Consider the following 12,729-nt stretch of genomic DNA (forward strand, 5'->3'; position numbering starts at 1 on the left):
TTCGTGGCGAATTCAGTACGATGCGCGTAATGAGTACTGAAACAGCTTCTGCAAACAATTCGCGTTCAGATAAATCGCGCCTTCCTCGCGATGAACGTCGCGCAATTCTGCTCTCTGCCGCTCTCGAAGTTTTCACTGCTGCCGGCTATCACTCGGCCGCAATGGATGAAATCGCAGATCGAGCAAATGTCAGCAAGCCCGTTCTGTATCAGCACTTCCCTTCCAAGCTAGATCTCTATCTCGCTGTTCTCGATCTTCATATCGATTCACTTGTCTATGAAATTCAAAAGGCAATCTCTTCAACTCCTGATAACGAGCAGCGAGTACATGTCACCATCGAGGCATACTTCAACTTTATTGAGAATGAGGGCGAAGCTTTCCGCCTACTTTTTGAAAGCGATATGAGCGTCGAGCCACAAGTTCGCGAACGTCTTAATCGAATGACTTACGACTGCGCAGCAGCTGTTTCTGGAGTTATCTCAAATGACACTGGACTTCCTAAGGAAGCGGCAATGATGCTCGGAGTCGGATTGATTGGTTATGTACAAGTAACTGCTCGCCACTGGCTCGAGCGTGATAGCAAACTCACTCGTCAGCAGGCTATGGAGCTCGTTGAGAACCTCATGTGGCGTGGAATTTCTGGATTTCCCCGCACTGACTCTTAGCGAATAAGATAGGCGCATGAGTTCAAAGAAATCAGAAAAAGCATCAAAGGTTCGTATCTCCATCACCAACGTTGGAAGTGAACTCTCTTTTGATTGCCCATCAACTCCTGCTGAGATCAAGAGCGCTGTAACGGCAGCTCTCACAGCACAAACTCCACTTTCTCTTCAAGATATTCAGGGACACGAGATCATCGTCCCTGCGGACAAGATTGGTTACGTCGAAATCGGCGAGCCAGCTGAGCGCCGCGTCGGTTTCGGCGTTGTGTAAGTGAGCCTGACTTTCGCAGACCTTCCTCTTCGTAAGGAAACAATCGCAGCTCTCGCAGAGCACGGATTTACTTCACCATTTCCAATTCAAGAGATGGTTATGCCTATCGCACTCGCTGATGGCGATGTCATTGGTCAAGCTAAAACTGGAACCGGAAAGACCCTTGCCTTCGGTATTCCTGTCATTGAACGCGTTATCGCTCCCAATGATTCTGATTGGGCCGGACTTCCTAATCAAGGCAAGCCACAGGTATTAATCGTTGTTCCAACTCGCGAACTCTGCGTGCAGGTAACAAAAGATATTGAAGAACTCTCATTTAATCGCGGTATCCGCACTCTCGCTGTTTATGGTGGGCGCGCATTTGAACCTCAGATCGAAGCGCTTAATAACGGCGTTGAAATCGTTGTTGGAACTCCAGGTCGCCTACTTGATCTCTATCGCCAAGGACAGCTCACACTGAAATTTGTATCTCGCGTAGTACTTGATGAAGCAGATGAAATGCTCGATCTCGGCTTCTTGCCAGATGTAGAGAAGATCTTTACAAGCACGCCTGCACGTCAGCAGACAATGCTTTTCTCAGCAACCATGCCTGGCGACATCATTGCTCTCGCACGTCGCTTTATGAATCAGCCAGTGCATATTCGCACTCAAGATAATGAAGATGAAGGCGCTGTTGTTTCGCGTATCGAACAGCATGTAGTCCGTGCTCATGCGATGGATAAGATTGAAATGCTTGCTCGCATCTTGCAGGCAAATGGTCGTGGACCAACAATTGTTTTCTGCCGCACCAAGCGCACAGCGCAAAAGACTTCAGATGACCTCATTGAGCGCGGTTTCCGTGCAGCGACTATTCACGGTGATCTCGGTCAATCTGCTCGCGAAAAAGCGCTCAATGACTTTAAGGCAGGAAAATCAGATGTTCTGATTGCAACAGATGTTGCAGCTCGCGGTATCGATATCGATGGAATTACCCACGTTATTAATTACCAGTGCCCTGAAGATGAGAAGACTTACGTGCACCGCATTGGTCGTACAGCTCGCGCTGGCGCACACGGAATTGCAGTCACATTTGTTGACTGGGATGAACTCGCACGTTGGAAGATGATTGATACAGCGCTCGTTCTCGGACTCCCAGAACCGGTTGAAACGTATTCATCATCTGAGCACCTCTACGAAATGCTCAACATTCCAGCGGGCTCTAATGGTCGTATGGTCAAAGCGCGCGCTCCTCAGGCAGAGAAGCCACAGTCTGACCGTTCTGCATCTGATCGCCCGAAGCGCGAGAAGAGTCCAGAAGTCAAGAAGCCTGCAGCAGAACGTGTGAAGCGCGAACGCACTCGCACAAAACGTATCTCCGAGTAATTAACTCTAGAGATTAAGTTTCGTTAAGCAGCCGCAAAAGCTTTAATTGCATTTGCGAGCATCTGTACCGCAATTGCTGCCAGCAAGAGTCCGGCGATACTTGCAAGAAGTGTGACGCCTGAGTCCTTAATCAAACTAACAATCTTTGTTGATGCCATCAATACGGTGCCGATAATCAAGTGAACGGCCAAGATGGCGATTACGAGTCCGATAATCTGAGTTGTTGTATCTGCCTTCTGCACGTAAATCATTGTGGCAACAATTGCGCCGGGACCTGCAAGGAGCGGTGTGCCCAGCGGAACCATCCCAATGTTATCGCTCGAATTTTCTGTGCCGGTGTTCTTATTTCCGGTAAGCAGTTGAAGGGCAACATAGAGAAGCAAAAGCCCGCCAGCTGCTTGAAGTGCTTCGATTGAGACATTCATATACTCCAAGATCAACTGCCCAAAGAGTGCGAATGTGGCGATAACGAAGAGTGAAACACCTGCTGCCTGCCATGCAAGGCGTACTCGCTCGCGCGGAGTTTTATCTCCGACTAGCCCTAAGAAGATTGGTGTTGCACCCGGTGGATCCATAATGACAAAAAGGGTGACAAAAGCTTGAGTAGCAAAGGTAACTGCTCCTAGTGAATTCATTTCTTAACAACCCTTCGTGCATTAGCAAGTGACTCTAACTGTTCCCATTGTGCCTGATATGTGGTGTTTTCCGCTAAACCATTTAATTTTCCTGTGCCGTGGTAATCACTCGAGCCGGTTGTCACTAAGGAAAGTTCGCGTGCAATGGCAATAAGGGTTTCTTGCTCTTGCGCGTTCTGATCTCTGTGGTGAACTTCAATTCCATTAAGTCCTGCAGCAACTAAATCTGCAAATGTGGATGCAGTAATAGTTTGGCCGCGGCGAGATGCAAATGGATGAGCGATGACCGCTACTCCCCCAGCTTTACGGATGGTTCGGATTGCATCCTCTGGCGTTGGAGCAGCATGCGTTACATAGTATTTAGAGTCATTATTAAGTAAATCTAGGAACGCTTCGTCGCGGCTAGCGACAACTCCGTTAGCAACTAAAGCATCCGCTAAATGAGGACGACCAACTGTGGCGCCCTCAGGTGTTGCGCGATAGACATCATCGAGTGAAATATTGATTCCATCTGCGCTCAAGAGTTCGACCATTTTGCGCATACGAGGCAGACGGGTATCTCGTGAATCCGCAAGCATCTGTTGAATTTCGAGATCTTCGCCATCAAAGAGCAGTCCAAGCATATGAACGCTGATTCCATCTGTTGTAAGACAGGAAACTTCTGCGCCTAAGACAAGTTCAATCTGAGGTTGAATCGCAGTAACTGCTTCCGCCCACCCTGCAGTCGAATCGTGATCTGTAATAGCTAACGTTGTAACACCTGCTGCTAGCGCTTTCTTCACTAGAGAAAAAGGTGAATCTGTTCCATCGCTACAGGTGGTGTGGGTATGAAGATCAATCATTCGTCCACCATCACGCTTTCAGGGCGTGTGCGTAGGACTACCAAAATACATCCTCCAAGAATGAGAATAACTCCCGGAATAATCATGAGCGTTGGTTGCTTCCCAATATCAAAAACCATCGCAAGAATTGCAGCAACAGGAACTTCAAAGAAGACAATCATTGATACAACTGCAGGTGAGACGCGCTTCAAGGTGATGTTAAACATCGTATGTCCAAGAATTTGTGCGCCCAAGATGAGTCCAATAAGAACCCACCACTCTTTCGCAACGAAGCCGAATATTGGATAACCAGAGAGCAGCGCCATAGGAAGTGCGGTGATGGCACAAACAAAATAGCAAATCGTTGTATAAGAAGTTGTCGCTAGCGTTTGCTGTGCGCGTGAGCCAATCAACATGTACGCAGCGGCAAGAGCACCGGAAATGAGAGCTGCTAGATCTCCCATAAATGAACGCCGATCGAGTTGTAGATCAATACCTGTAACGAGAAGTACGCCGCTAAAACTGATCAACATTCCAAACCAAGCTTTTGTCGGAATATGTCCACCCGTGAGCTTTACAAAAAATGCAGCAAAGATTGGTTGAGTAGCGACTATGGCAGTTCCGGCAGTAACGCTAGTCATGCGCATTGAAAGGAAGAATCCAACAAAGTGCACAGCAAGGACGACACCAGCCAAAACCGCCCACTTCGCACCTGTGCGATCGAGTTTATGACGAAGCGCAAAGGGCAGAGTCATCAGCGATCCACCGAGATTGCGCCAGAAAATAAGGGTCGGGACAGGCATCGTGCTTAACGCAATGAGTGGCCCTGAAGATCCGATGCCAAATATTCCGATAATGAGGCGGATGAGGTCAGGCCGTGCGGGCAGTTCAGTGTGATTATGAACCGTTGCTCTCTGGACCTCAGACATAAGGCAAACCTAGTCGATACCCCAGCCGTTACTCTTATCCCATGAGCGGAAATAACATCAATCGAATATTTCTCGCCCGTCTTGCCGGAACTGCTGTTTTCGACCCTAATGGGGATCCTGTTGGCAAGGTGCGCGATGCTGTCGCGACCCTTCGTTCCAATAATCAATCTCCGCGCATCCTGGGACTTGTTGTTGAAGTACCTCTGCGTCGACGCGTTTTCGTTCCCATCACTCGAGTCACTTCGATTGAATCTGGTGGCGTAGTAATTACTGGGCTTCTCAATATGCGCCGATTTGAAACTCGCGCTGGTGAAATGCTCGTTCTTGGCGATCTGCTCGACCGCACAATTACTCTCCTTGAGAACAATGAAGATGTTCTTGTTGAAGATATGGGCATGGAGCAAAATCGCACTGGAGATTGGCTCATCACACGTGTCCACATCATGCGCAAGGGCCGCGGTCTTCGTCGCAAGGGTGCAACTTCAACTGTTGCATGGGAAGAAGTCACTGGTTTTGCTCAGCACGAATCTAACCAAGGTGTCTCTAACTTACTTTCAACTCTCTCTAACCTGCGCGCAGCCGACCTAGCAGCGGTAATTCAAGATCTCGCACCTAAGCGTCGCGTTGAAGTTGCTCGCGCACTTGATGACGAGCGTCTTGCCGATGTTCTTGAAGAGATGGATGAATCAGAACGCGTTGCCCTCCTTGCAGAACTCGAAGGCGAACGCGCAGCTGACGTTCTTGAAGAGATGGATCCTGATGATGCTGCTGACTTGCTCCGCGAAATTGGAGAAGAGCGCGCTCAAGAACTTATTGGTCTGATGGATCCGGAAGATGCTGAAGATGTATTGCGTCTTATGACTTATGAAGATTACTCAGCCGGTGGAATGATGACGACCGAACCCATCGTGATGTCTGCTGATTACACAGTTGCCGATGCTCTCGCTGCTGTGCGCCAGAGTGAAATTTCACCAGCGCTTGCTTCACAGGTATTTATCGCACGCCAACCGCTTGAAACTCCAACGGGTCGATTTATCGGAATGGTTCATTACCAGCGCTTGCTACGCGAACCGCCTTCAACTCTGCTGGGCTCGATTGTTGATACCAATACGCAAGGCGTAAATCCCGACGCATCCCTGCATGCAGTGTCGTCATACTTAGCTAGCTACAACTTACTTTCATTGCCAGTTATCGATGCCAATGACCGCCTCTTGGGTGCTGTTACTGTCGATGACGTGCTCGATCACTTGTTGCCTGAAAACTGGCGACATGACCACCGAGATTCTGCAGCGACAACTGCAGCCCTTGAAAGTATCGATACAAACTTCGCAGACAATTTCACCGAGGAGGTGTAACGATGGCCCGCAACTTTGGTTTGGATACACCGCGCGAGACTCGCCGTTCGCTCCGAGGAAATATCGACCCTGAAACTTTTGGTCGTCTCTCTGAGCGCTTCGCACGTTTCTTAGGTACTGCACGTTTCTTGGTTTATATGACAGCGTTTGTCTTCAGTTGGGTCTTGTGGAATACCTTGGCGCCAAAAGATATTCGCTTCGATACTTACCCGTTTATCTTTCTAACTTTGATTCTTTCACTCCAGGCTTCATATGCAGCGCCCCTCATCTTGCTTGCACAGAATCGTCAAGCTGACCGTGACCGCATTGCGCTCAATGAGGATCGCGCTCAGAACGCTCGAAGCATTGCAGATACTGAATATCTCACTCGTGAGTTAGCAAGCCTTCGTATTGCTTTGGGTGATGTTGCTACTCGCGATTACATGCGTAATGAATTAGGCGATCTTGCAAAAGAGATTGTTGAAGAGTTACGCAAGCCCGAGTCTGACGCCAAGTAAAGACTTCTCGCGCACAATCAACTGAGAAACAATTGCTTCAATTGCCTTGGCGCTTGAGCTATCAGGAGCTGACACAACTACTGGAGCACCAGCATCTCCACCTTCGCGAAGATCTGGGCTAAATGGGATCTTTCCAAGCAGTGGAACATCTGCGCCCACCAACTGTGAAAGGCGACGAGAAGTTTCTTCTCCCCCGCCTTCGCCAAAGAGCGATGTGAGTTCTCCGCACTTTGCGCATGGGTAGGCAGACATATTTTCGATAACGCCAATAACGCGTTGATGAATTTGGTGAGCAATGCGACCTGCACGCTCGGCAACTTCAGCTGCTGCAATTTGTGGGGTTGTTACTACAACGATTTCAGATGAAGGAACAAGCTGCCCCAATGAGATTGCAAGGTCTCCGGTACCTGGCGGAAGGTCGATGTAGAGAAGATCGAGATCTCCCCAGTACGCATCGGAGAGCAACTGCTCGAGAACGCGGTGCAGAAGTGGTCCGCGGTATGCGATTGCATCAGAACGTTCAGGCTTAAACATCTCCATAGAGACTGTCTTCACGCCGAAAGATTCGAGAGGGATAAACATTTGATCGATAGCTGTGGGTCTCTGTCCAATAAGCCCCATCAATCGAGGGATTGAGTGGCCGTAGACATCTGCATCAAGAATGCCGACACGTAAACCCTTTTGTGCAGATGCAACTGCCAAATTGGCAGTCAGTGAAGACTTTCCAACGCCGCCTTTACCGGATGCAACACCGATAACGCGAGTAAGTGAATCCTTTTGAGCGAATGAGATAAAGCTTTCGCGTCCATTGCGAAGAAGCTTTTTAATGTTGGCACGTTGCTCTTCATCCATCACGCCAAAGTTGATTTCAACGGCAGAGATTCCATCGACTGCTTTTACTGCAGCATCGATATCTTTCTGAAGTCGATCCTTCATAGGGCAGCCTGAGATCGTTAAGAGAATTTCCAGCTTTGCAGTATTTCCTGAAATTTCAACTGCCTTGACCATGCCAAGTTCAGGAAGGGCGCGATGGAGTTCAGGATCTTGGACGGTGGCAAGTGCTGCGTGAACTAATTCAAGAGTTGTCATAGAAGATCGGGATCAATTTTGGAAGATTTTTTTGAGGTCGATGACGTTGGCTCATCATCCATAACGCCAGCGAGTTGCTTCTGGATAAATTTCTTTGGACTTAAATCTGTTGGCTTGAGATCTTCAAAGCCTGGGCCAAGGTTGCCTTTGAGTTCATCGGTAGCGTTGGTCGCCATCTGACGCGCACGCTTTATAAATTTAGCTGCATCAACTGCAAAGTTAGGTAGACGCTCTGGGCCCACCAAGATCATTGCGAGAATCGCAAGGCCTACGATTTCACCGGCTCCGAAGTCAAAGAACATAGTGGCTAAACCCTACTCTGCTACTTCGATGCCGTCAGAACGAGGGTGACGGTCTTGGAAATAGCTCCACGCTTATATGTGACTTTGATGCTATCTCCGACATTTTGCGCTCTGATAGCGACAATCAGCTCTTCAGGCGAAGTGATTGCTCTGCCTTCAATTTCAGTAATGATGTCTCCGGATTTCATGCCAGCTTTGGCTGCTGGGCCACCGCGCAAAACAGCGTTTGGAGTCTTTGCAATGAGAGCACCTTCTCCTGAGTAATTCATATCTACGGAGATGCCCATCACCGGATATGTTGCCTTGCCATTCTTAATTAATTGATCTGCAGTCTTTCGCGCTTGATTAATTGGAATTGCAAAGCCAAGTCCGATGGAGCCAGTCTGAGATGAGAAATTCGAACCCAATGAAGCAATCGCTGAGTTCACACCAATTACTGCACCGGTTGCATCAACTAGTGGTCCACCTGAGTTACCGGGGTTAATTGCAGCATCTGTTTGTAGGGCATTGATAAACGAATTCTCTTCACTAGATTCTCCTGCAGTCACAGCGCGATCCTTTGCGCTAATGATTCCAAGTGTGACGGTTCCAGAAAGCCCCAATGGAGATCCGATTGCAATCACAGAATCCCCGACAGCAACTTTCTCGCTATCTCCAAATTGAAGTGCCTTGAGCGACGCGCCGATTATTTTAAGCACGGCGAGGTCGTAAGAGCTATCTCGTCCAACAACTTTGGCATCGTAGGCAGAACCGTCGTTGAGGCGAACGGTGATATTTCCGCCACTGGTCACGGAGGAAGCAATCACGTGGTTATTGGTAAGTACGTAACCGCTGCTATCGATGACAAATCCCGAACCTGTAGATCCGCCATCTGAGGAGCGCGCTTCAATAGATACAACCGATGGAAGTACGCGTTGTGCAATTTCTGCAACAGATCCTACGGGGCGCTCAATCGTTGAAGTAGATTTAACGAGATTAACTGAGTGACCGAAGAGTGAACCAGAAGATGCGGCACCAAATGTTCCGCCGATGACACCTGTTACAAGTGAAAGAACTACCGCTGATCGCAAAGTGATATTTCTGCCGAGTCCGCTCTTGCTTGGAGCTACCCACCAAGGTCCGCCGTTATTGATGCTCATTCTCTTTACTCTTCTATAACTTTGTGGCGAGGAGTAAGCCATCGCCTGTTGGAATCAGTGTTGTAACCCAAGCTTCGGTATCTAATTTGATTGATTTACCGGCTTCGCGAAGTGCAATCGTCTTTGGGTCGCGTTGTGCAGGATCTTGCACCTTTGAACTACCGAAGAAATTGTCGATGACGAAAACACCACCGCTTCGCAGAACTCGATGCGCTTCTGAGATTGCAAAGCTGAGATCTTCAGGGTTGTGGCGAAATACCACTAAGTCATATGCGCGATCAGTGAGCTTCGTCATCACGTCCATGACTGAATTAGTGATGAGTCGAAAACGCGGCTGCGCAATATCAGCTTCCGCTAGAGCCATCTTTGCAATATTTGTATGTTCCATCTCATCATCAATCGAAGTGAGGGTTCCGCTCGGCATCATTCCTTCGAGTAGCCACAATGCGCCAACACCTGAACCTGTTCCGATTTCTACAACAGATTGTGCGCTGAGTTGATGAGCAAGGTGGCGAAGATATGCGCCAGTTCCTTGGGTGACATCAATTGCACCGAGCTCGAGGCCTCGTGCTCGAGCTGCTGCCTTTATGGCATCTTCTGCAATAAAGGATTCTGCATAAGAATGCGGTGTGATGTTCATGAGAGAGACAATATCCAATCGATGAAGAATCGCACGCCGAAACCGGTGCCGCCCTTAGCGTTTTCTCCTGAATCTGTTTCGCTGCGCCCTGTTCCTGCAATATCAAGGTGCACCCATCGTGCATCGCCAACGAAATGTTCGAGATAGAGAGCTGCCGTCACAGATCCTGCCGAGTAATTTCCTTTATCTGCTGCATGGTTAAGGTCAGCTACATCACTTTCAAGTGAATCAGCATAATCATCGATAAGTGGCATCTGCCAGACGCGTTCACCAGATGCTTCACCATTTGCAACCAGCTCTTGTGCCAACTTATTGTCGCGAGAGTAAAGAGCTGCATATTGGCGGCCAAGTCCAAGTGTTGCTGACCCTGTCAAAGTTGCAATATCAAAGAGGTAATCAGGATCGAGATTAGCGACTGCATATGCCAATCCATCTGCAAGAACGAGGCGACCTTCTGCATCGGTATTGATGATTTCTACAGTTGTACCGCCGTATTGAGTAATGACATCAGATGGTCGCTGCGCTGTACCTGAAAGTGCATTCTCTGCACACATCATGAGCACAGTGACTTTTACCTGTGGTTGTAAATCAGGGAGTGCGCTAATTGTTGCAAGAGCTGCAGCCGCACCAGCCATATCGCTCTTCATCGCAGTCATAAATTCATAAGGACGCTTGAGTGAGACGCCACCGGTATCAAAGGTGATTCCTTTTCCGACAATCACAACGTGCGGAAGTGCTGCTGCGCTTCGTGCTTTTCCTTTTGGAATATAGGTCAACTCAATGAATCGTGGCCCTGGCTTTGGTGAAGAATTTCCAACTGCACGTAGCCCACCAAAAGGTGCGAGCTCTTTTCCGGAAAGAACTGAAATAGCTAAACCTTTTTCGTCGGCAATCTTCTTAGCCTCTTCAGCCATCCAGAGTGGATTCTTGATATTTGAAGGTGTGTGGATCAAGTCGCGTGCTGTGTAGAGCGCACGTGCGATGACACCTGCTTCTTTGACGGAGGCTGAATCCTTGGTTGCGATTGCGATGGTTGCAAGCTCTGTTGGTTTACCTGTCTTGAGGTTCCATGAATATGCACCGAGAAGAATTGAAACACCATGCGCGCGAATTTCGGCTCGGGATTCAGCAAGGAGTGAGACGAGTTCAATTGCTTTCCCGCGAACTTTCTTTCCCAGCGCAGCTCCCGCAGTGCGAAGAGCTGGAAGTGAACCATCACCAGCGCCAACTAAATACAAACGATCTACCTGCGCACCATCGTGAAGCACGGGGATTTCAAAGAGTTCGCCGGCTTTACCTGAAGGCTGGAAGAAAGTGACCTCATCAATAAGGCTAATTTCAAAATACTTTTCAAGCGCTGCGATTAAACGAGAGTTGCCGATGAACTCGACAGGGTTATCTCCGCTCTTTGTAAACCCAAGAGCGAGAACATCTGCACTGATTAGTGAATCTAAATCAGGTGCGACTGTGTGAAGAATTTTCTGTAATCCGCTCTACTTCTTAATGAGAGCAACAGCGGCTTCAAGAGCAGCGCTGAGGTTATTTGCTTCCTGTGGGTTGAGTTCAACCACGAGGCGTCCGCCGCCTTCGAGAGGGATTCGCATAACGAGCGAGCGAGCTTCCTTGGTGACTTCCATTGGCCCATCGCCTGTACGAGGTTTCATAGCTGCCATGGTGGGGACTCCTTGTTTGCTCTTACTTCGGGTGGGGAAACCTTCTTAAGGAAAGTTACAGGGAGAAGTATCTCGCAGATTGAGCCATGGGTGAAATCGGTGAAATAGGGGGTTAAAGACCTAAAGCCCCTGTGAGGCGAGCCTTTCCAGACTCAATTACCGCGATTACTGACCGCTCAGGGACAGATAAGAGGGCGGCAATTTCAGAACTACTTTGTGACCGCAGATAGTGAAGGGTCAAGATGAATCGTTCTTCATCGGGCAGAGCAGCGAGGAGTTCAGCCAAAGATTGTGGATTGCTGGCGCCGCTCATAGGTATAGAGGTTACTCGCTTGATTCTTAAAGAAAGCGAGGAAAAGGGTGACTTATGTAAAAGATCGTGCGAAACGCGCTAGAGATATGCGAACACCTATGTAGAGAAAGGGTGCCATAAGGGCAAATATCACCTTGGGCGCTTGGATGGTTTCAGACCAGTCAAAACGTGTTGTGCTCGAATTCATTTGCGTTAATTGGAAAGTTCCGGTTCCTTTCAGAATTTTTCCGACATGTTCGACATCGCAACGATGTGGAGGTTGCCACTTCGTAACAACCATGAGATCAAGTAACCCTAAGAATCCGAAGCGTGGATAGATTCGATGCAATGGACCTGTAAAGGCTGCAATTGAAGTTCCAACTCCTTCGGTTTCTTTCGAAGTTACCCAGACCTTTGTCTGCAACATCCATTCACCTTGTGATTGCCAGTCCGCAATCTTCTTCCAGACAGAATCAACAGGCGCAGGAATTGTGAGACTGATTGAAAGAGTGTTACTTGCCATGAGCAACCGCTACAGCTTCTTCAACAGAAGTTGCCCAGTGCAAGAGATCGCGCATTCCGGGCTTAACAAAATTCTCATTTTCAAGATGTTCAACAAGCGCGTGTAGTGGCTGATAAATCCCATATGGATCAAGAATAATTACTGGCTTATCGTGGAAATTAAGGTAGCGGCCAACCCAAATTTCAAAGAGTTCTTCGAGAGTTCCGAGCCCACCCGGCAAAGTAATAAAGGCGTCAGAGAGATCTTCAATCTTTGCCTTTCGTGTACGCATTGAATCGACCACAATAAGTTCATCGCTCTCGTGGTCAGCAAATTCAATATCAACCAACTTCTGAGGAATGATTCCGATTGTCCGGCCGCCCACACTTCTTGCACCGCGGGAGATTGCACCCATGGCAGAAATATGGCCTCCGCCAGAAACTAATTCAGCTCCACTGCGTGCAATTCCTGAGCCAAGTTCGAATGCGAGGTCGATAAATTTAGAGTCGATAGTCGGTGAGGAAGAACAGAACACTGCAATGCGCATGAGGCACAGGATA

Annotated in this window: 17 protein-coding genes; 5 read left to right on the forward strand and 12 right to left on the reverse strand. The window is 48.5% G+C overall.

Annotation, left to right across the window (positions count from 1 at the left end; all coding sequences use genetic code 11):
- Positions 1 to 20 precede the first annotated feature (20 nt).
- From AC8GFK_RS05275 to AC8GFK_RS05285, 3 genes are read left to right on the forward strand one after another with little or no spacing between them, the layout of a single operon-like run.
- Positions 21 to 665: a TetR/AcrR family transcriptional regulator gene (locus tag AC8GFK_RS05275; protein WP_095674193.1), complete on the forward strand. Its 645-nt coding sequence runs from the start codon at positions 21 to 23 to the stop codon at positions 663 to 665.
- Between the two features lie 16 nt (positions 666 to 681).
- Entirely contained in the window at positions 682 to 933 is a 252-nt protein-coding gene (locus AC8GFK_RS05280) for a DUF3107 domain-containing protein (RefSeq protein ID WP_095673839.1), read from the forward strand.
- Positions 934 to 2,295 (forward strand): DEAD/DEAH box helicase, encoded by a 1,362-nt coding sequence (locus AC8GFK_RS05285; protein ID WP_506624942.1) that lies wholly within the window; start codon positions 934 to 936, stop codon positions 2,293 to 2,295. It abuts the gene before it with no gap.
- A 23-nt stretch (positions 2,296 to 2,318) separates the two neighbouring features.
- Here AC8GFK_RS05285 and AC8GFK_RS05290 read toward each other — a convergent pair whose 3' ends face one another.
- From AC8GFK_RS05290 to AC8GFK_RS05300, 3 genes are read right to left on the reverse strand one after another with little or no spacing between them, the layout of a single operon-like run.
- Positions 2,319 to 2,930 carry a MarC family protein gene (locus AC8GFK_RS05290; RefSeq protein WP_506624943.1) on the reverse strand — a complete coding sequence of 204 codons (612 nt, stop codon included), beginning with the start codon at positions 2,928 to 2,930 and terminating at the stop codon, positions 2,319 to 2,321.
- Complete coding sequence (locus AC8GFK_RS05295; RefSeq protein WP_506624944.1) at positions 2,927 to 3,772, reverse strand: PHP domain-containing protein; 846 nt, start codon at positions 3,770 to 3,772, stop codon at positions 2,927 to 2,929. The genes AC8GFK_RS05290 and AC8GFK_RS05295 overlap by 4 nt, the downstream gene beginning before the upstream one ends.
- Positions 3,769 to 4,680: a DMT family transporter gene (locus AC8GFK_RS05300; protein WP_506624945.1), complete on the reverse strand. Its 912-nt coding sequence runs from the start codon at positions 4,678 to 4,680 to the stop codon at positions 3,769 to 3,771. The genes AC8GFK_RS05295 and AC8GFK_RS05300 overlap by 4 nt, the downstream gene beginning before the upstream one ends.
- A 41-nt stretch (positions 4,681 to 4,721) precedes the next feature.
- Between AC8GFK_RS05300 and AC8GFK_RS05305 the strand changes: the two genes are divergently transcribed.
- Both AC8GFK_RS05305 and AC8GFK_RS05310 read left to right on the forward strand, forming a co-directional pair.
- Positions 4,722 to 6,035 carry a magnesium transporter MgtE N-terminal domain-containing protein gene (locus tag AC8GFK_RS05305; RefSeq protein ID WP_506624946.1) on the forward strand — a complete coding sequence of 438 codons (1,314 nt, stop codon included), beginning with the start codon at positions 4,722 to 4,724 and terminating at the stop codon, positions 6,033 to 6,035.
- A 2-nt stretch (positions 6,036 to 6,037) separates the two neighbouring features.
- On the forward strand, positions 6,038 to 6,532 hold the full coding sequence (locus AC8GFK_RS05310) for a DUF1003 domain-containing protein (RefSeq protein WP_095673845.1): 495 nt from the start codon (positions 6,038 to 6,040) through the stop codon (positions 6,530 to 6,532).
- Here the strand turns inward: AC8GFK_RS05310 and AC8GFK_RS05315 are convergent.
- The 9 genes from AC8GFK_RS05315 to AC8GFK_RS05355 all read right to left on the reverse strand — a co-directional run bounded on the left by AC8GFK_RS05315 (position 6,503) and on the right by AC8GFK_RS05355 (position 12,716).
- Positions 6,503 to 7,621 carry an Mrp/NBP35 family ATP-binding protein gene (locus AC8GFK_RS05315; protein ID WP_506624947.1) on the reverse strand — a complete coding sequence of 373 codons (1,119 nt, stop codon included), beginning with the start codon at positions 7,619 to 7,621 and terminating at the stop codon, positions 6,503 to 6,505. The two genes, AC8GFK_RS05310 and AC8GFK_RS05315, sit on opposite strands and share 30 nt — an antisense overlap.
- Positions 7,618 to 7,923: a sec-independent translocase gene (locus AC8GFK_RS05320; protein WP_506624948.1), complete on the reverse strand. Its 306-nt coding sequence runs from the start codon at positions 7,921 to 7,923 to the stop codon at positions 7,618 to 7,620. Before AC8GFK_RS05320 ends, AC8GFK_RS05315 begins: the two co-directional genes overlap by 4 nt.
- A gap of 20 nt (positions 7,924 to 7,943) precedes the next feature.
- Positions 7,944 to 9,062 (reverse strand): S1C family serine protease, encoded by a 1,119-nt coding sequence (locus AC8GFK_RS05325; protein WP_506624949.1) that lies wholly within the window; start codon positions 9,060 to 9,062, stop codon positions 7,944 to 7,946.
- 13 nt (positions 9,063 to 9,075) lie between these two features.
- Positions 9,076 to 9,702, reverse strand: a complete 627-nt coding sequence (locus tag AC8GFK_RS05330; protein WP_506624950.1) for an O-methyltransferase — start codon at positions 9,700 to 9,702, stop codon at positions 9,076 to 9,078.
- On the reverse strand, positions 9,699 to 10,970 hold the full coding sequence (locus AC8GFK_RS05335) for a leucyl aminopeptidase family protein (protein ID WP_506624951.1): 1,272 nt from the start codon (positions 10,968 to 10,970) through the stop codon (positions 9,699 to 9,701). The genes AC8GFK_RS05330 and AC8GFK_RS05335 overlap by 4 nt, the downstream gene beginning before the upstream one ends.
- A 225-nt stretch (positions 10,971 to 11,195) precedes the next feature.
- Positions 11,196 to 11,375 carry a DUF3117 domain-containing protein gene (locus AC8GFK_RS05340; RefSeq protein ID WP_020045748.1) on the reverse strand — a complete coding sequence of 60 codons (180 nt, stop codon included), beginning with the start codon at positions 11,373 to 11,375 and terminating at the stop codon, positions 11,196 to 11,198.
- 112 nt (positions 11,376 to 11,487) lie between these two features.
- A complete protein-coding gene (locus AC8GFK_RS05345) occupies positions 11,488 to 11,688 on the reverse strand; it encodes a sigma factor-like helix-turn-helix DNA-binding protein (protein ID WP_190276993.1) in 201 nt (66 codons plus the stop codon).
- A gap of 52 nt (positions 11,689 to 11,740) precedes the next feature.
- A complete protein-coding gene (locus tag AC8GFK_RS05350; protein ID WP_506624952.1) occupies positions 11,741 to 12,190 on the reverse strand; it encodes an SRPBCC family protein in 450 nt (149 codons plus the stop codon).
- Positions 12,180 to 12,716 carry an LOG family protein gene (locus tag AC8GFK_RS05355; protein WP_506624953.1) on the reverse strand — a complete coding sequence of 179 codons (537 nt, stop codon included), beginning with the start codon at positions 12,714 to 12,716 and terminating at the stop codon, positions 12,180 to 12,182. Before AC8GFK_RS05355 ends, AC8GFK_RS05350 begins: the two co-directional genes overlap by 11 nt.
- Between the last annotated feature and the right edge of the window lie 13 nt (positions 12,717 to 12,729).

It is taken from the genome of Planktophila turicensis (SeqCode) (assembly GCF_965234405.1).
Taxonomy (GTDB): domain Bacteria; phylum Actinomycetota; class Actinomycetes; order Nanopelagicales; family Nanopelagicaceae; genus Planktophila; species Planktophila turicensis.